Genomic DNA, 17566 nt, shown 5'->3' with positions numbered 1-17566 from the left:
GCTGCTTCAGTTCGCCTCGAACTTGCGGACTTCCATGAAGTTCACCGCGCTGCCGCTGAACCGGCCGGGATCGATCGACGCCGTCTTCGTGAAGCCGTCGGCATAGACCGAGGTCGGCTGTGCCCGGAGCGTCTGGCTGACAAAGCGCGGCGCCTTGACCGGCTTGGTCACCATTTCCATCCGCGCATTGGTGAGCGCCCACTTCGAGATGATCTTCTGCGTCAGCTTCGGCTCCGTGCGGATCGTCGCACGGCTGGCATCGGCGCTGGCCGCTTCCTGCTTGGTCGGGCGACCACCCTTGGCCGGCAGGCCTTGAGCAACGCCTGCCTCGACGGCGGGCTTCGGAGCGTCGAAGGCATCGCCGAAGCTTGCCGACTTCGTTGCCGGGGCAAGGGCCGCCATTTGCAGCGGCGGCTTCTCGGCCGGAACCTTTTGCGGCATTGCCGCGTTGATAGCCTGTTCGACGCTCATCGGCTGCTGGGCAGATGCGACCTGAAGGTCGCGACCGTTCGTCTGGCGATCAAGAGCATCGGCATAGGCCGCAGAAAGCGTGGTCTGCTGGTCTGCTACGTCGTCACCCGCTTCCGGATCCGCATCGGCGGCTGCCAGAAGCTTTTCGGCGAGAGCCGGACGTTCAGCCGGTGTCGGTACCGCTGCGAGAATCCCCGTCCCCGCAGCCGGATCGACTGAGGCGACTTCCGCATCGCCAGGAGAACGGCGCGGGCCAAGCAGAGATGGAACCGGAACGCTGTAGGCGCTGAGATCGGCAAACTGCTGCTGACCCTGCTGGGTCGCATCAGCCAAGGCCTGTTGCGCTGCATTTCCGGACTGCGGAGGAACAAGGGCGCTGGCCATTTCCGAGCCGGCTTCCTGCTGACCCGCAAACGCCGGCCGCACCTGCGGGATCGGCGCGGATACTGCTGCGACCTCGGCCTGCTGGGCGGGAGCCTGCTCGGCGGGATTAGCTGCGTTTGGCATCGAGGCAGCCGCCGGCGGAGACGCCTTGGCGACCGCGACAGGCGTGCTGTCTTCCGAGCTATCCTCTTCCTCGTCGGCACCGCCACCAAAGAGAGCTGCAAACAATGTCTTCGGTTTGCCGGATTGCTGCGACGAAGACGACGAGCCTGTATAAGCGCCCGAGCTCGCCATCTGCACATTGGTGGAGCTGACGCGGCGCTTGTAATCGGCCACGGCCTGCTCGTAGCCCGGCAGCGGCTTGCCATCGGCCGGGATATGCATGGTGTTGCCATTCGGGAAAAGACGCACGAGTTCGTCGCGGCTCATCCGTGGCCAGGCGCGAACGCCGCCGACATCCATGTGCACGAAGGGCGAACCGGATTTCGGGTAGAAACCGACGCCGCCGACCTGCATTTTCATGCCGATTCCGCGCAAAGTGGCCAGTTTTACATCAGGAATGAAGAAATCCATCGCCTTGCCGAGCATATGCTGGCTCTTCTCGGCGACGCCGGAATTGCGCGAGCGGCCCTTGAGCATGGCATTCGTGGCCGGCGAGCGGAAGCCGCAGACGACGTTGATATAATCCTTGGAACCGCTCTGGCGGTAGACTTCCCAGATCAGGTCGAACAGGCGCGGATCCATCTTCGTCGGCTGGTTCTTGCGCCAGTCGCGAAGAAAGCGGTTCAGCTGCTCGAGACCCTTGGGGTCGAACCGGCCGTTACGCTTGTAGGTGATCACGGCCTTTTCGCCGGTATGGATGAAGTAGAGCTTGAGACTACGCGTTTCGCCCGCCGCCTGCGACGGCGTACTGGAGCCGACGAGCACCGGGGACGAAACTGCAACTGCGAGAAGGGCGGCCATAGCCGTCCTTGCCACCTTTCCGCAAAGGTCTGCGCACCTGTTGCGCCAAGTCGGGCGCGAAGGCTTCGTATTCCAATTCAGATCCGGCAAACTCAATCCCCGTCAGACAGCCGATGGTCCCTCAACTCGACCCTTGGCCGTTAAATGCGGTCACACGATGGCAAAAATGCCACACATGATCAACCTTTTCTTTACATAGTGAACAGGCCACTAACAAGTGGTTTATGATTGGTAACAAAATATGATTGCCGGATTGTTAAATTAGCAGAGCTACGCCGCGTCCTTCTGCGGATTATCCGGATCGATGCCATAATCCTTGAGTTTGCGGTAAAGGGTGGAGCGTCCGATGCCCAATTTACGCGCTACCTGGCTCATCTGGCCGCGGTAGAATTTCAACGCGAAACGGATCAGTTCCTCCTCCACATCGGCCAGTGTTCTGACCTCTCCGGCGGGGTTCGTGCTGGCGATCGCATTATCAGGCGCCTCACTGATTCGCGCCGTCAGCTCTCCGATAACCGATTGAGCAACCTGATATTCCGCCGCCACCAGTTCGGGACGGGCGTTATCGGAAACCAGCGCCAGGTGATCGACGACCTCGTATTCCGGCAGCTGTGCCGCGATCTGCGGGAAGTCGGTCTCCGTAAGCTCGGGGCCTTCGGTCAGAACCACCGCGCGGAAGATCGCGTTCTCCAGCTGGCGGATGTTGCCTGGCCAGTCATAGGCCGTCAGCAACGCCATCGCGCCGGCGCTGACGGTCATGCGTCGACCGTTCTTCTGCTCGGTCGAGAAGCGGTCGGCGAAGACGCGCACGAGGTGCGGGATGTCTTCTTTCCGCTTTCGCAAGGCCGGAATTGTGATCGGGAAGACGTTCAGCCGGTAGTACAGATCCTCGCGGAAATGGCCGTTCTTGACCTCTTCGATCAGATCCTTGTTGGTTGCCGAGATCAGCCGGACGTTGACCTTGTGCGCCGTGCGGGCACCGACGGTCTCGATTTCGCCCTGCTGCACCGCGCGCAGGAGTTTCACCTGGACGTCGAGCGGCAGGTCGCCGATCTCATCGAGGAAGATGGTGCCGCCATCGGCTTCCATGAACTTGCCGATATGCCGCTCGGTGGCGCCGGTAAAGGCGCCCTTCTCGTGGCCGAAGAGAATGCTCTCGACCAGATTGTGCGGAATGGCACCGCAGTTGACGGTGACGAACGGCTTGCCGGAACGATCGCCGGCCGACTGGATGGCGCGGGCAACCAACTCCTTGCCGACGCCCGATTCGCCTTCGAGCACGACGGGGATATTGGACTGCGCGGCGCGCTGGGCGAGATCGATGACGCGGATCATCGCCGGGCTGGCGGAGACGATATCGTCGAAGCCGACGGCGCCGGAGCGGGACCGGCGGCCGGAGCGCGCCTTGATCTCGCGCTGGTCGAGCTTCAACGCATTGGCGATGGAATTGGCGATCCGCTCGGGCGACACCGGCTTGACCACGAAATCGAAGGCGCCGGCACGCATCGCCTGCACCACGGTCTCGATGCCGCCTTGTCCTGTCTGAACGATCACGGGGATCTGCGTGCCGAACTCGTGCGCCGCTTCGAGGAATTCGAGACCGGTCATCTCGGGCATCATCAGGTCGAGAACGATGACATTGTAGAGGCCGCCGCCCCGCTTCACCATCTCCAGACCGATCCGGCCGTTTTCCGCCTGATGGACGACATGCCCATGACGCTCGATCGCGTTCTTCAGCAGTCGGCGCTGTACTGGATCGTCCTCGACGACAAGTATCTGCGCTGCACCCTTGAGCTCATTGTAACCGGTCATTGTTGCCTCACTTCATGCGAAACCTTGAAGCGTAATCTGGCAGAAAGGCTTGAACATCCAGTTTTGAGAAACCGTCGCATTTTAACGGTTGTGACAAAGCCGATTTCGCCTCGAAACGACCCTGTTTCGCAACCGGAAAGCCCTTGATACCGGGGCTTTGGACGCATAGACAGTCAGACCTGTCGTAAAATAGGAAGAGGACCCCGCTTATGAAAAACACACTCTTCGGCGCCAACGGTAACTTTTCGCTCATGAACTTCGCGGCCGCCGCCGGCAGTTCGGCAAGCGAAGCGGCGCTGGGCGAGCTGCCGACGTGGAAGCTGCAGGACCTCTATCCCTCCGCCACCTCGACCGCTTTTACCACCGACATGGAAAAGGCAGGAAAAGCCGCAACCGCCTTCGAGGAGAAGTGGAAGGGCAAGCTTGCCGATGCGGCAACCAGAACCGGTGCTGACGGCATCGGCCAGGCGCTGAAGGAATTCGAGGCGCTTGATGATATCATCGGCCGCCTCGGCTCGTTCGCCGGCCTCACCTATTTCTCCGATACGTCGAGCCCTGCGAACGGCAAGCTCTACGGCGACGTGCAGGCCAGGATCACCGATTTCTCCGGCCACCTGCTGTTCTTCGGCCTCGAACTCAACCGCATCGACGACGCCGTGCTCGACGCCTGCATGGCCAACGATCCCGATGCCGGCCACTACCGCCCCTGGCTGGTGGACCTGCGCAAGGACAAGCCCTACCAGCTGGACGACAAGCTCGAGCAGTTGTTCCTTGAGAAGTCGATGACCTCGGCAGCCGCCTTCAACCGCCTGTTCGACGAGACCATGGCGGAGTTGCGTTTCGACATCGACGGCGAGAAGCTGTCGATAGAGGTCGCGCTCAACATGCTGCAGGATCGCGATACCGAGGTTCGTCGCAAGGCTGCGATGGCGCTGGCCGAAACCTTCAAGGCCAACATTCGCACCTTCACGCTGATCACCAATACGCTCGCCAAGGACAAGGATATTTCCGACCGCTGGCGCGGCTTCGAGGACATCGCCGATTCAAGGCACCTCGCCAACCGCGTCGAGCGCGAGGTGGTCGACGCGCTGGCGGCCGCCGTCAGGGAGGCCTACCCGCGCCTTTCGCACCGCTATTACAAGATGAAGGCGAAGTGGCTCGGCATGGAGCAGATGGAGTTCTGGGACCGCAACGCCCCTCTGCCGGAAACGTCCAATGCCGTCATCCCGTGGAGCGAGGCGAAGGACACGGTTCTCTCCGCCTATGGCGACTTCGCGCCCGAGATGGCTGACATCGCCAGGCGCTTCTTCGACGAACAGTGGATCGACGCCCCCGTCCGCCCTGGCAAGGCGCCGGGCGCCTTCGCGCATCCGACCGTTCCTTCGGCGCATCCCTACGTGCTCGTCAACTATCTCGGCAAGCCACGTGACGTGATGACTCTCGCCCATGAGCTCGGCCATGGCGTGCATCAGGTTCTCGCCGGCGGCCAGGGCGCGCTGATGTGCCAGACGCCGCTGACGCTCGCAGAAACCGCCTCTGTTTTCGGCGAGATGCTGACCTTCCGCGCCCTCCTCGACAAGACCAGGGACAAGCGCGAGCGCAAGGCGATGCTCGCCCAGAAGGTCGAGGACATGATCAACACGGTCGTGCGCCAGATCGCCTTCTACGAATTCGAGCGCAAGGTGCACACGGCGAGAAAGGCCGGCGAGCTGACCTCCGACGACATCGGCGAGCTCTGGCTGTCCGTTCAGTCCGAAAGCCTCGGCCCGGCGATCCAGATTTCCGAGGGCTACGAGACCTACTGGACCTACATCCCCCACTTCATCCATTCGCCCTTCTACGTCTACGCCTACGCCTTTGGCGACTGCCTGGTGAACTCGCTCTATGCCGTCTACCAGAAGGCGGATCAGGGCTTCCAGGAGAAGTACTTCGAACTCCTGAAGGCTGGCGGCACCAAGCACCACTCCGAGCTCCTGAAACCCTTCGGCCTCGACGCCACCGATCCGTCGTTCTGGGGCAAGGGTCTGTCGATGATCGAGGGGCTGATCGACGAGCTGGAAGCGCTAGATAAGGGCTGAGGTGGCTGTCCTTTCTCCCGGGAGAAGGGACCTGCCGCACCGCCCCGCTTCACAGACAGGACCTTGCATGAACGGGCGCGCCCCTCACATCCTCTTCCGCGACGACACCTCCGGCCAGGTCATGCTCTTCGCCGATCCGTCCGAGATCATCGTCGCCCACACCCGCGATGGGGTCTTCGAGGCGCTGACCCGCATGGAAAAGGCGCGCGCCGCGGGCAAGTGGCTGGCCGGCTATCTCTCCTACGAGGCCGGCCACCTGTTCGAGGAAAAGCTCGCCGATTTCACCATCGAGGACCGCGAGACCCCGCTTCTCTGCATCGGCGTCTTCGACGCCCCGCAGGGAGAGAGCCACCCGCTAGCCCAGCCGGCGCAGCGTCTCGAAAACGAGGAGTTTCTGACCGCGCCGAAAGCCGCATGGGATTTCGCCACCTACAAGAACCGTTTCGACCGCCTGCACCGCCATCTCATGCAAGGCGACTGTTACCAGGCCAATCTCACCATGCCGATTGAAGCCCGCTGGTCCGGCAACCCGCGCGCCGCGTTCTGGTCGCTGATATCACGTCAGCCGGTGAAGTACGGCGCGCTGGTCGACCTCGGTGGCCCGATCATCCTGTCGCGCTCGCCCGAGCTTTTCTTCCGCACCGACGAAAACGGCTGGATCGAGACGCACCCGATGAAAGGCACCGCCAAGCGCGGCGTTACCCCCGCAGAGGACGATGCGATCAAGGCCGAAATGCTCGCCGACATCAAGACGCAGGCCGAGAACCGCATGATCGTCGACCTCCTGCGCAACGACATATCCCGCATATCGGAAGTCGGCACGCTCGATGTCCCCAGGCTCTTCGACATCGAGACCTACCCGACGGTGCACCAGATGGTGAGCCATGTGCAGGCAAAGCTGCTGCCCGGCCTCGAAATCCGCGACATCCTCGCCGCCCTCTTTCCCTGCGGCTCGATAACCGGCGCCCCGAAGATCAGCGCGATGACGATCCTGCACGAGTTGGAAGACGGCCCGCGCGACGTCTATTGCGGCGCCATAGGCATGATCGCACCATCCGGTGCCATGCGCTTCTCCGTTGCCATCCGCACGCTGACCCTCTTCGACGACGGCCGCGCCGTCTTCAACGTCGGCGGTGGCATTGTCATCGATTCCACCGCCGAGGCCGAATACGAGGAGTGCCTGCTGAAGGCCCGCTTCGCCATCGGCGACCAGCCGATCGCAGGCACCGGGAGACCATGACAGTGGCCGATTTCTCGCTGATCGAGACCATGCGCTACGAGCCGGACACAGGCTTCATCCGCCAACGCCTGCATCTCGCCCGCCTCACCCGCTCCGCCAGACGCATCGGCTTTTCCGAGCCGGTCGATGCATTGGCAAGGCTCAAGGAAGCCGTTTCCGGCGCGCGCTCGGCCCAACGCGTTCGGCTAACCTTCGACGACAAGGGAAATATCTCAGTAACAACTGCGCCGTTCACGCCGCTCGCGCCCGACACGATATGGAGCATCCGCATTGCCGATCAACGGCTCGATTCCACCGACAAGCTGCTAAGAATAAAGACGACCCGTCGCGCCGTCTACGAGGCCGCCAGAGCCGAGTACCCGGCATCGGACGCAGACGAGGTCCTGATGCTGAACGAGCGCGGCGAGGTCTGCGAGGGCACGATCACCTCCATCTTCCTCGACGACGGCTCCGGCATGTTGCGCACGCCGCCGATCTCCTGCGGACTGCTGGCCGGCGTGCTTCGCACCGAACTCATCTGCCAGCGCAAGGCCCGCGTCGGCCGCATCACGCTTGATGACCTGAAAGCCGAAAAACTCTATGTCGGCAACTCGCTGCGCGGGCTGATATCAGCCAATCTCATTATCTAGGCGACGATCCGCAGCCTGTCCCGCCCGCCCTGCTTGGCGTGATAGAGAGCTTCATCCGCTCGCGCATAAAGCTCGCGCGCGGTTTCGCCGGGATGCAGTTCCGCCAGCCCCGCCGAGCAGGTGTAGGAGAAATTGGGCACGTTGCGGATCGGGCGAGCACCCCGCACGGTGGTCAGGATGCGCTCGACGATCAGCTCGCCCTGCGCCAATGTCGTGTCCGGCAGGATCAGCATGAACTCCTCGCCGCCGATCCGTCCGAAACTGTCGCGCCGCCGCACCAGCGGATGAACAAGACGCACGAAATCCACCAGCACGTCGTCTCCGGTCTGGTGACCATAAAGATCGTTGATGCGCTTGAAGTGGTCGAGATCGATGATGCAGATGCAGCCGCCCACCGGCTGTGCCACAGCCTGCCCGTTGGCGAGAGTATCGAGCGCCTTCATCATGAAGCGGCGGTTGGAAACGCTGGTCAGTTCGTCGGTCTGCGAGGCCTTCAGCGCGAAATCGCGGTCCTGACGAACATCCCGCTCGCTGGCTTTCAGATGCGTGATGTCGCTGGCGATGCAAAGCATCCAGCCGTCCTTCTGCACGGTCTCCGTCATCCAGAGCCAGCGTCCGTCGACCACATCCGTCTCGAAGGCGCGGAACGGAAGCTTGCCGCGGCGCGATTGCGCGGAGACCAGCCATGTCTCGAAATCCGTCGCGACGATGACCGTGCCCTTTCCCTCGCGGGTATTGCGCCGCATCAGGTCCGCCCACAGCGGGCATTCGTCCGGATCGAGCGCATAGGTGCTGCGAAATGCCGGGTTCGCGTAGCGCAGGCGATCGTCCTGATCGTAAAGCGCGATGAGGACCGAACTCTCCTGCTGCAATTCCGCAAGCCGCTCCGATATCTGGTTCATCCGATGGTTCCGGGGCGTAGAGATAACGATGATTCGCAGTCTGGAACAGAAATCTGAAAAGAAGATGGATGGTTCCCGGGTATTTGCATTATTCAGATGTTTCGGAACGCGACGCCTTGAAAGGAATTATCTGATGTTCATCCTCTCCCTGACCTATGTGAAGCCGAACGAAGAGGCTGACAAGCACATGGAGCCGCACATGGCCTGGGTGAAAGAAGGCTATGCCAAAGGCTGGTTCCAGGCTTCGGGACGCAAGGTCCCTCGCACCGGCGGCGTCATCCTCTCGCTCGGCACCCGCGCCGAGATCGAAGCCTACGTCGCCACCGACCCGTTTACCGTTTATGGCATCTGCGAATACGAGATCACGGAAGTGGCGATCACCACCGCGAATACCGGGTTGGAGATGTTGAAGGGGTGAGGCAATGAGCAACGAACTGCGCGACCAAATCCGCTTGCTCGAGGAACGGTTGTTCGACCAGAGTGTCCGCAACACGCGCAGTTCGCTCGAAACCCTGCTCTCATCGGATTTCCGCGAGATCGGCAGCTCCGGCCGCCTCTACTTTTATGAGGAAATCATCGTCGCCCTGCTGGAAGAGCCCAGCGACGGCACGACGCGCCATCTGACCGATTTCGAGGTTCAACCGCTGGCGCCGGACGTCGTGCTTGCCACCTATCGCTCGGAGCGCATTGTCCACGACGCTCCGCCGGTTCGCGCACTCCGCAGCTCCATCTGGCGCCGCAACGCCGATGGCACGTGGCGCATGGTCTTTCATCAGGGAACGCGGGAGCGTTAGAGTTCATCCATGACGCCACCGACCTACACCCCATATGACGGCACGGCCAAACCCTTCACCATCGGCCTGATGCCGCTCGACCCCAACCGTTGGATCGAGCCCGATGCCGATTGGGCCCGCTACGTCGGCGAAAAGCGTGCGCTGGTTGAGAGCAGCCGCGACGAGGTCTTCGTGGCGGTGGCCGATACCCTAGACGCCCAGCGGGAAGCACTCGTCCTGCTGCGGCAACATCTGCGTGAACACCATCCCCATCTCTGTCCTGACATCCCGGACAAAGACGCCTATCTGCCGCCGCTGCTCCGCGCCGGCCTGATGATACAAGATGATCTCGTCATCATGCGCCGCAAGGACGACGGCTGGCATCTCGTTGCCGGGTTCGTCGCCTTCCCGTCCTCGTGGTCGCTGCGGGAAAAGTTCGGCCGGCCGATGCAGACGATCCATGCCGATGTGCCAGGTTTCGGCGAAGGCACCCGCAATGCCGCGCTGATCACACGCATCTTCGACAATCTGCAGGTCGCCCAGCCGGTCGAACGGCTGAACTGGTCGGTGAACACCACAAGCGACCTATTCCTCCCGCTCTCGAAGCACCGCCGCCCTCCGCAGGCCGAGCCTTTCACGCTCTTGGAACGCTTCGCCCGCGTCGAGCGCCAGACGCTGCGCAAGCTGCCGCAGTCCGGAGACATCCTCTTCACGATCCGCGTCTATGTCGATCCGATCTCGGCCATCGCCGACCATCCGCAGGCGCCAAGGCTCGCCTCAAGTTTCGCCGCGCAGCTGGAAAGCCTCGACGACGACCAGGCAGCCTACAAGGGCCTTACCCTGCAGAAGCGCGAACTTGCAGCAAAGCTGCACGCGCTTGCAAGCCGAACCGGCTTCATCTGATATTTACATTCCCCGCTGGAACACTCTTTATTGTGACGTGATTTTATGGTTAGAGCCGGTCACTCAGCGGTATTTGAACGATTTCAGATGAATTGTTAAAGGCCGATCGCGCCTTCCTCGCCTTCCACAGGAGAAAAGAATGACGGAACAGAACCACCCGGTATATGCCGAAATTACCGGCCCGATCGTCATGATCGGCTTTGGCTCCATCGGCCGCGGCACGCTGCCGCTGATCGAGCGCCATTTCAAGTTCGACAAGAGCCGGATGGTCGTCATCGACCCGCGCGAAGAACCCTCCGACATGGAGATCCTCAAGCAGCACGGCGTCCGTCACATCAAGGAATATGTGACCAAGGACAACTACAAGGAGCTGCTGAAGCCGCTTCTGACTGAAGGCGAAGGCCAGGGCTTCTGCGTCAACCTCTCGGTTGATACCGGCTCGCTCGACCTGATGAAGCTCTGCCGCAAGCTCGACGTTCTCTATATCGACACGGTCGTCGAGCCGTGGCTCGGCTTCTATTTCGACAAGAACATGAAGAACGCCGACCGCACCAACTATGCGCTGCGCGAAACGCTCCGCAAGGAGAAGGCGAAGAACCCGGGCGGCACGACCGCCGTTTCCACCTGCGGCGCAAACCCGGGCATGGTTTCCTGGTTCGTGAAGCAGGCACTGGTCAACCTTGCCAACGACACCGGCCTGAAGTTCGACGAGCCGGATCAGCATGACCGCGAAGGCTGGGCCAAGCTGATGAAGAAGCTCGGCGTCAAGGGCGTCCACATCGCCGAGCGCGACACGCAGCTGACCAAGAACCCGAAGCCGCTCAACGTCTTCTGGAACACTTGGTCCGTGGAAGGCTTCATTTCCGAAGGTCTGCAGCCCGCCGAACTCGGCTGGGGCACCCATGAGAACTGGATGCCGAAGAACGCCAAGAAGCACAAGAAAGGCTGCAAGGCCGCCATCTACCTCGAGCAGCCGGGCGCCAACACCCGCGTCCGCACCTGGTGCCCGACGCCCGGCCCGCAGTACGGCTTCCTCGTCACCCATAACGAGTCGATCTCGATCGCCGATTACTTCACCGTCCGCGACAAGGACGGCGAAGTCACCTTCCGCCCGACCTGCCACTACGCCTACCATCCGGCAAACGACGCCGTTCTGTCGCTGCATGAAATGTTCGGCAACGGCGGCAACGCGCAGCCGGTTCACCACGTTCTCGACGAACATGAACTCGTTGATGGCGTCGACGAACTCGGCGTGCTGCTCTACGGCCACGAGAAGAACGCCTACTGGTTCGGCTCGCGCCTGTCCCTCGAAGAAACCCGCCGCATCGCGCCTTACCAGAACGCAACCGGCCTGCAGGTGACCTCGGCGGTTCTCGCCGGCATGGTCTACGCGCTCGAAAACCCGAAGGCCGGCATCGTCGAAGCCGACGAGATCGACTACAAGCGCTGCCTCGAAGTGCAGCTGCCCTACCTCGGCCCGGTCGAAGGTCACTACACCGACTGGACCCCGCTGGACGGTCGCCCGGGCCTCTTCCCCGAGGACCTGGACACGAAGGATCCCTGGCAGTTCAAGAACATTCTCGTTCGCTGATCGTTGAATGAACCACATCCAAAAATGCCCGCCGAAAGGCGGGCATTTTTGTAACGCCGGCTGTATAAATTCCCGCGGATGCCAGAGAAGCCTTGCCTTCCCGGAAAGCCCGCGCCATGTGTTCCTTAACCAAACGTATCTTTTCGGCCTGAATTTTCCGGGAGAATCTTATGAAGCTCAAAATCCTCCTCGTGATCGCGTCCGCCTCTGCCGCCTTGTCGGCCTGCGTTTCGCAGTCGCCGGGGCCGATGCCCGTCGCCGCGCGGCCGGCGCCCGTTGGTGTCGAAGGCTCCTGGGCCGATCCGAACGGTATCATCTCCACCTTCCAGGCCGGCACCTTCACGACCCGCACGACAGACAGCAACCAGATGCTGGCGTCTGGCACCTACATCAACACCTCCCCGACGGTGGTCGAGATCAACATGACCTCGCTGGTGCGCAAGACGCAGTCCAAGGTCAATTGCGCCCTGGTCACCCAGAGCCAGCTCAACTGCACCTCCGACAGCGGATCGCAGTTCAGCCTCACGCGCCACATGTAAGCGCCGCTTCAGCGCCTTCGATCAAAGCTCCCCTAGCGGGAGCTTTTTTTGTTTACCGCTCTTGGAATGGCGCCCCCTTGTCACAGGTTTTTCTCTTGCGGCCATTATTGGTTGATGAAACCATCGATCGTGCAGGGACGGCGAGGCATGGGGGACCGGTGGTCTGGTCCGGGCTCCGCCAGTAAAACCAGGAGAACAGGATGACGAAATCGTTTCAATTCGGTCTGCTGACCGCGTCCGTATTGGCGCTGTCGAGCAGCGCCGCCTTTGCCGATTACCAGCTCAATATTTTGCACATCAACGATTTCCACTCCCGCATTGAATCGATCAACAAGTTCGATTCCACCTGCTCGGCCGAGGAAGAAGGCAAGAACGAATGCTTCGGCGGCGCCGCCCGCCTGAAGACCGCGATCGACCAGCGCCGCGCGGCATTGGCCGGCCAGAACGTCTTGACGCTGAACGCCGGCGACAATTTCCAGGGGTCGCTGTTCTATTCGACCTACAAGGGCACGGCCGAACTGGAGATGGTCAACGCGATCAAGTTCGACGCCATGACGCTCGGCAACCATGAGTTCGACGACGGCGAAAAGGCGCTGGCGCCGTTCATGGACAAGGTCGCCTTCCCCGTCACCGCCGCCAATGTGGAGATCTCTGACGCCTCGACGATCAAGAAGAAGCCGGAACCCTCGGTCGTGCTCGATATCGGCGGCCAGAAGATCGGCATCATCGGCGTCGTCACCACCGAGACACCGGAGCTTGCCTCCCCCGGTCCGAACATCAAGTTTACCGACGATGTCGCGGCCATTACCAAGGAAGCCGCCAAGCTCAAGGCCGAGGGCGTCAACAAGATCATCGCGCTGACCCATGTCGGTTACACCAGGGACCTCTCCGCCATCGCCAAGATCCCCGATGTCGATGTGGTCGTCGGTGGACACTCGCACACGTTCCTGTCGAACACCGATCCGAAGGCCGAAGGCCCCTACCCAACCATGGTCGACAATCCCGGTGGCTATAAGGTCCCTGTCGTCACCGCCGCCTCCTACAGCAAGTATCTCGGCGATGTCGTGATCACCTTCGACGACAACGGCGTGATCAAGGAAGCCAAGGGCGATCCCATCCTGATCGACAGTTCCTTCAAGCCGGATCCCGAAATCGCCGCTCGCATCACCGAGCTCGCCAAGCCGATCGAAGACCTGCGCAAGAAGGTCATCGGCTCCTCCGAGGGCCCGATCGAAGGCGATCGCAAGGTCTGCCGCGTCGAGGAATGCTCGATGGGCAACCTCGTCGCCGACGCCATGCTCGATCGCGGCAAGAGCCAGGGCATGCAGATCGCCATCCAGAACGGCGGCGGCCTGCGCTCTTCGATCGACGGCGGCGACGTCACCCAGGGCGAAGTCGTCACCGTGCTGCCCTTCCAGAATACGCTCGCAACGTTCCAGCTGACTGGCGCCGATATCCGCAAGGCACTGGAGAACGGCCTCAGCCAGATCGAGGAAGGCGCGGGCCGCTTCCCGCAGGTGGCAGGCATGAAGTACAGCTTCGACAAGTCGAAGCCGCCAGGCAGCCGTGTCGTCTCCGCAGACGTCAAGGACGGCGACAACTTTGCGCCGCTCGACGATGCCAAGACCTACGGCGTGGTCACCAATAACTACATGCGCGCTGGCGGCGACGGTTATTCCATCTTCGCGACAGCGGGCAAGAACGCCTATGACTTCGGCCCCGATCTCGCCGACGTCACGGCAGACTTCATTGCCGCCCATTCGCCCTACAAGCCCTACACGGATGGACGCGTAACTGAGGTCGCCGCTTCGGCCGCAGCGCCTGCACCGACGGCATCGGACGCGCCCGCTGCACCATCGGCACCGGCCACCCCGGAAGCACCGCCCGCTCCCGCCGCCCCGGCGGCAACGGCACCGTCCACGGAAGCCCCAGCTCTCGCCCCGAACACGCCGACCACCCACGTCATCGCATCGGGCGACACGCTGTGGGATCTCGCCAAGCAGTTCTATGGCGACGGCACGCTCTGGAGGAAGATTTCCGAGGCCAACGGCAAGCCGACGCCGCGCCACCTGACCATCGGCAAGGAGCTGCAGATCCCGTCCAAGTAAGCTTCCGGCAGCACGGAAGTAAGACGATTTGTCCCAATGACGCGAGCCGGTCCGGGGTTTCCCGGGCCGGCTTTTGTTCCTATAGGGTGAACCATTCGATCTCGTCCGCGTATGAGCGGTCGAGCAGCTGACCTGAGGTTTGAATGACGACCGTTGATACCACGCACCATCCGGCGAACCACCCGCAGGTGAACTATGGCAAAGTGGGCGTCCTGCTCGTCAATCTCGGCACGCCTGATGGTACCGACTACATCTCGATGCGCCGCTATCTCAAGGAATTCCTGACCGACAAACGCGTCATCGAATGGTCGCCGTGGAAGTGGTATCCGATCCTCTTCGGCATCGTCCTGAACACCCGCCCGGGCAAGGTCGGCAAGGCCTATGAGCTGATCTGGAACAAGGAGAAGGACGAAAGCTACCTGCGCACCTACACCCGCAGCCAGTCCGAGCTGATGGCCGAGCGGTTGAAGGACTTGCCGAACGTCAAGGTCGACTGGGCCATGCGCTATGGCACGCCATCGATCGCCTCGCGCATCCAGGCGCTGAAGGACGACGGCTGCGATCGTATCGTCCTGTTCCCCCTCTATCCGCAATATGCAGCCGCCACCACCGCGACGGTCAACGACAAGGCCTTCCAGCAATTGTTGAAGATGCGCTGGCAGCCGGCGCTGCGCACCGTGCCCGATTACCACGACGACGACACCTACATCGAGGCGCTCGCCAACTCGATCACCCGGCATCTGTCGACGCTGGACTGGCAACCGGAAAAGATCATCGCCTCCTTCCACGGCATCCCCATGTCCTACTTCCAGAAGGGCGACCCCTACTACTGCCAGTGCCAGAAGACCGGCCGCCTGCTGCGCGAAAAGCTTGGCCTGTCGAAGGACCAGTTCATGATCACCTTCCAGTCCCGCTTCGGCCCGGAGGAATGGCTGCAGCCCTATACCGACAAGACGGTGGAGCAGCTCGCCAAGGACGGCGTGAAGAAGATCGCGGTGCTGAACCCCGGCTTCGTCTCCGACTGTCTGGAGACGTTGGAAGAGATCGCCGAGCAGGCGGCACATTCGTTCCATGAGAACGGCGGCGAGAAGTTCGCGCATATTCCGTGTCTGAACGACAGCGAGGATGGAATGGCGGTGCTGGAGAAGGTGGTGCGGCGGGAATTGTTGGGGTGGGTTTGAGATAAGTTACGCTGCGACCAGCAACACCCCCTCTGGCCTGCCGGCCATCTCCCCCACAAGGGGGGAGAAGACCCGCGGCACTCGACTGCCTCAATTGCGCACCGAGGGCGAGGCTAGGTTAAGCCCTCCCCCTTGTGGGGAGGGTTGGGAGGGGTCTTTTTATCGAGCCCCAAAAAGACCACTCACACCCCCCGCCGGTTCCCCCACAACAACACATGCAGTTGCGGCAACACCCGCGCCGAAAACCACCGATCCTCGGTCACCTTCCCCACCAGCCACAACATCCGCTCCATGATCCCATCGATATCGATCCTGGCATCATCGTCATCGGCAGGCGGCGGCGTGTGGTTTCCGGGCTGCAGGTAAACCGGCAGATCCGGATACCGCGCGGAAGCCTCCCGCGCATATCGATAATCCCGCTCATCGAACACGACGATCTTCAGCGCGATCTCAGGCCCGCCGGCGGCCTTCCGCAAACAGTCCTCGAACAGCGCCCAGTCCGTCTCCATGCCGCTCGACGGCGGCTTCGGGCTCAAGACCAGCGTGTCGAGATCGGCAAACCAATCTCTGGCGACACTGCCCTGCGTCTCCAGCGCGAACCGATAGCCCTCGCCATGTCCGCGCGCAATGAGCGGCCCGAGCGGCTGGATCGCAGGGTTGCCGCCGGAGAGGGAGACGGTGAGCGGCTGCCCGCCCGAGAGCGAAACGACCTCCGCCCAGATCTCGTCCACCGACATCGGCGTCCACTGATCGCGGTATTCGCTGTCGACGGCATGCAGCGTATCGCACCACGAACAGCGGTAATCGCAGCCGCCGGTGCGCACGAACACCGTGGGCAGGCCGATCAGCACGCCCTCACCCTGGATCGTCGGCCCGAAGATCTCGCTGACGCGGATCTTGTGATCGGCGCTCATGGCCGATACTCCGCCCACGTCTTCGGCGTCTCGCTGACCCGAACGGCCGACGTCTCCGGCAGGATCGCCTTGCACCAGTCGTAGAAATGCTTGGCGAGATATTCCGACGTGACACGATCATGACCAAGCACCTCGTTCAGATGCCGGTGATCGAAGCGCTCGTCGATATAGCGCTTCAGCGGCGACAGCTCGTGATAGTCGCGCACGAAGCCGTCCGCATTGAGCTCTGAAGCCGCAAGCTCGACGACGACGATATAGTTATGCCCATGCAGCCGCGCGCACTGGTGATCACAGGGCAGATGCGACAGCTGGTGCGAGGCGGAGAAGTGGAATTCCTTGGTGATGCGGAACACGAGCCTACACCTCCGTGGCCGCAAAGCCCGAGGTCGCCGCTTTCCAGAAATCGGGATCGTCGTATTCAGTGGGATCGGTCACGCCGGCGAGATGAAACGCCTCGCGCCGCTCGACACAGGTGCCGCAACGCCCGCAATGGCGCGCCCCGCCCTTGTAGCAGGACCAAGTCTCAGCAAACGGCGTCCCGTGCTTTTCCCCATCGGTCACGATGTCCGCCTTGCTGACGTTGACATAAGGCGCCTGCAGCCGGACGCTGGCATAGCCGTCGAGGGCCGCATCCTGCATCACCTGGAATGCGTCGATGAAACCGGGGCGGCAATCCGGATAGATGAAATGGTCACCGCCATGCACCGCGACGGCGACCGCATCCGCCTTCTGCGCGGCGGCTAGCCCAAAGGCGATGGCGAGCATGATGGCGTTGCGGTTCGGCACCACGGTCGATTTCATCGTCTCCTCGGCATAATGGCCGTCGGGGACGTCGATATCGTCGGTCAGCGCCGAGCCGGTGAGGTGGCTGCCAATCGGCCTGATGTCGATGATCTGATGCGGCACGCCGAGCCTAATGGCGCAGGCCGCCGCATAGTCGAGTTCCTTGCGGTGGCGCTGGCCGTAATCGAAGGAGAGCAGGCCGATGAGTTGCTGTTCCGCGGCGATCCTGTGCGCAAGCGAAACGGAGTCCAATCCGCCGGAGCAGATGACGATAGTCTTCATGATGTGTGATCCC

16 protein-coding genes are annotated in these 17566 nt (G+C 62.0%); 10 read left to right on the top strand and 6 right to left on the bottom strand.

Annotated elements, in window-relative coordinates:
- Positions 1-6: 6 nt before the first annotated feature.
- Both QTL95_RS08075 and QTL95_RS08070 read right to left on the bottom strand, forming a co-directional pair.
- A complete protein-coding gene (locus tag QTL95_RS08075) occupies positions 7-1908 on the bottom strand; it encodes a DUF882 domain-containing protein (RefSeq protein ID WP_289719467.1) in 1902 nt (633 codons plus the stop codon).
- Positions 1909-2088: 180 nt separating this feature from the next.
- Complete coding sequence (locus QTL95_RS08070; protein WP_289719466.1) at positions 2089-3630, bottom strand: sigma-54-dependent transcriptional regulator; 1542 nt, start codon at positions 3628-3630, stop codon at positions 2089-2091.
- 251 nt (positions 3631-3881) lie between these two features.
- Between QTL95_RS08070 and QTL95_RS08065 the strand changes: the two genes are divergently transcribed.
- From QTL95_RS08065 to QTL95_RS08055, 3 genes are all read left to right on the top strand, one after another.
- Positions 3882-5708, top strand: coding sequence for a M3 family oligoendopeptidase (locus QTL95_RS08065; RefSeq protein ID WP_442981273.1), 1827 nt, complete (start codon positions 3882-3884; stop codon positions 5706-5708).
- Positions 5709-5775: 67 nt separating this feature from the next.
- Positions 5776-6948 (top strand): aminodeoxychorismate synthase component I, encoded by a 1173-nt coding sequence (locus QTL95_RS08060; RefSeq protein ID WP_289719464.1) that lies wholly within the window; start codon positions 5776-5778, stop codon positions 6946-6948.
- 2 nt (positions 6949-6950) lie between these two features.
- Complete coding sequence (locus tag QTL95_RS08055) at positions 6951-7577, top strand: aminotransferase class IV family protein (RefSeq protein WP_289719591.1); 627 nt, start codon at positions 6951-6953, stop codon at positions 7575-7577.
- Here QTL95_RS08055 and QTL95_RS08050 read toward each other — a convergent pair.
- Positions 7574-8479 (bottom strand): sensor domain-containing diguanylate cyclase, encoded by a 906-nt coding sequence (locus QTL95_RS08050; RefSeq protein ID WP_289719463.1) that lies wholly within the window; start codon positions 8477-8479, stop codon positions 7574-7576. The genes QTL95_RS08055 and QTL95_RS08050 overlap by 4 nt on opposite strands.
- 133 nt (positions 8480-8612) lie before the next feature.
- On the opposite strand from QTL95_RS08050, the gene QTL95_RS08045 reads away from it, so the two are divergent.
- The 7 genes from QTL95_RS08045 to hemH all read left to right on the top strand — a co-directional run bounded on the left by QTL95_RS08045 (position 8613) and on the right by hemH (position 15574).
- Positions 8613-8897, top strand: coding sequence for a YciI family protein (locus tag QTL95_RS08045; RefSeq protein WP_289719462.1), 285 nt, complete (start codon positions 8613-8615; stop codon positions 8895-8897).
- Between the two features lie 4 nt (positions 8898-8901).
- Positions 8902-9273, top strand: coding sequence for a nuclear transport factor 2 family protein (locus QTL95_RS08040; RefSeq protein WP_289719461.1), 372 nt, complete (start codon positions 8902-8904; stop codon positions 9271-9273).
- Between the two features lie 9 nt (positions 9274-9282).
- Positions 9283-10155 (top strand): heme-dependent oxidative N-demethylase family protein, encoded by an 873-nt coding sequence (locus QTL95_RS08035; RefSeq protein ID WP_289719460.1) that lies wholly within the window; start codon positions 9283-9285, stop codon positions 10153-10155.
- Positions 10156-10294: 139 nt separating this feature from the next.
- A complete protein-coding gene (locus QTL95_RS08030) occupies positions 10295-11746 on the top strand; it encodes a homospermidine synthase (RefSeq protein WP_037182813.1) in 1452 nt (483 codons plus the stop codon).
- A gap of 170 nt (positions 11747-11916) precedes the next feature.
- Complete coding sequence (omp10, locus tag QTL95_RS08025; RefSeq protein ID WP_112534032.1) at positions 11917-12285, top strand: outer membrane lipoprotein Omp10; 369 nt, start codon at positions 11917-11919, stop codon at positions 12283-12285.
- 200 nt (positions 12286-12485) lie between these two features.
- Complete coding sequence (locus tag QTL95_RS08020) at positions 12486-14393, top strand: 5'-nucleotidase C-terminal domain-containing protein (protein WP_289719459.1); 1908 nt, start codon at positions 12486-12488, stop codon at positions 14391-14393.
- A gap of 143 nt (positions 14394-14536) precedes the next feature.
- Complete coding sequence (hemH, locus tag QTL95_RS08015) at positions 14537-15574, top strand: ferrochelatase (RefSeq protein WP_289719458.1); 1038 nt, start codon at positions 14537-14539, stop codon at positions 15572-15574.
- 182 nt (positions 15575-15756) lie between these two features.
- Here hemH and queE read toward each other — a convergent pair whose 3' ends face one another.
- Genes queE through queC form a run of 3 tightly spaced genes read right to left on the bottom strand, consistent with a single transcriptional unit; the run spans position 15757 to position 17553 of the window.
- Positions 15757-16488: a 7-carboxy-7-deazaguanine synthase QueE gene (queE, locus tag QTL95_RS08010; protein ID WP_289719457.1), complete on the bottom strand. Its 732-nt coding sequence runs from the start codon at positions 16486-16488 to the stop codon at positions 15757-15759.
- On the bottom strand, positions 16485-16841 hold the full coding sequence (gene queD / locus QTL95_RS08005) for a 6-carboxytetrahydropterin synthase QueD (protein ID WP_289719456.1): 357 nt from the start codon (positions 16839-16841) through the stop codon (positions 16485-16487). Before queD ends, queE begins: the two co-directional genes overlap by 4 nt.
- A gap of 4 nt (positions 16842-16845) precedes the next feature.
- Positions 16846-17553 carry a 7-cyano-7-deazaguanine synthase QueC gene (gene queC / locus QTL95_RS08000; RefSeq protein ID WP_289719455.1) on the bottom strand — a complete coding sequence of 236 codons (708 nt, stop codon included), beginning with the start codon at positions 17551-17553 and terminating at the stop codon, positions 16846-16848.
- Positions 17554-17566: the final 13 nt, after the last annotated feature.

Origin of the sequence: Rhizobium sp. S152 (genome assembly GCF_030380735.1) — a bacterium.
GTDB lineage: Bacteria > Pseudomonadota > Alphaproteobacteria > Rhizobiales > Rhizobiaceae > Rhizobium.
Note: the sequence above shows the minus strand (reverse complement) of the source record. Positions and strands in the feature narration are given on the sequence as shown.

Bases quoted from the DNA above. Each gene is read 5' to 3' on its own strand.
- QTL95_RS08070 (WP_289719466.1), bottom strand. From the start codon at position 3,630: ATGACCGGTTACAATGAGCTCAAGGGTGCAGCGCAGATACTTGTCGTC.
- QTL95_RS08065 (WP_442981273.1), top strand. From the start codon at position 3,882: ATGAACTTCGCGGCCGCCGCCGGCAGTTCGGCAAGCGAAGCGGCGCTG.
- QTL95_RS08060 (WP_289719464.1), top strand. From the start codon at position 5,776: ATGAACGGGCGCGCCCCTCACATCCTCTTCCGCGACGACACCTCCGGC.
- QTL95_RS08050 (WP_289719463.1), bottom strand. From the start codon at position 8,479: ATGAACCAGATATCGGAGCGGCTTGCGGAATTGCAGCAGGAGAGTTCG.
- QTL95_RS08045 (WP_289719462.1), top strand. From the start codon at position 8,613: ATGTTCATCCTCTCCCTGACCTATGTGAAGCCGAACGAAGAGGCTGAC.
- QTL95_RS08040 (WP_289719461.1), top strand. From the start codon at position 8,902: ATGAGCAACGAACTGCGCGACCAAATCCGCTTGCTCGAGGAACGGTTG.
- QTL95_RS08035 (WP_289719460.1), top strand. From the start codon at position 9,283: ATGACGCCACCGACCTACACCCCATATGACGGCACGGCCAAACCCTTC.
- QTL95_RS08030 (WP_037182813.1), top strand. From the start codon at position 10,295: ATGACGGAACAGAACCACCCGGTATATGCCGAAATTACCGGCCCGATC.
- omp10 (WP_112534032.1), top strand. From the start codon at position 11,917: ATGAAGCTCAAAATCCTCCTCGTGATCGCGTCCGCCTCTGCCGCCTTG.
- QTL95_RS08020 (WP_289719459.1), top strand. From the start codon at position 12,486: ATGACGAAATCGTTTCAATTCGGTCTGCTGACCGCGTCCGTATTGGCG.
- hemH (WP_289719458.1), top strand. From the start codon at position 14,537: ATGACGACCGTTGATACCACGCACCATCCGGCGAACCACCCGCAGGTG.
- queE (WP_289719457.1), bottom strand. From the start codon at position 16,488: ATGAGCGCCGATCACAAGATCCGCGTCAGCGAGATCTTCGGGCCGACG.
- queC (WP_289719455.1), bottom strand. From the start codon at position 17,553: ATGAAGACTATCGTCATCTGCTCCGGCGGATTGGACTCCGTTTCGCTT.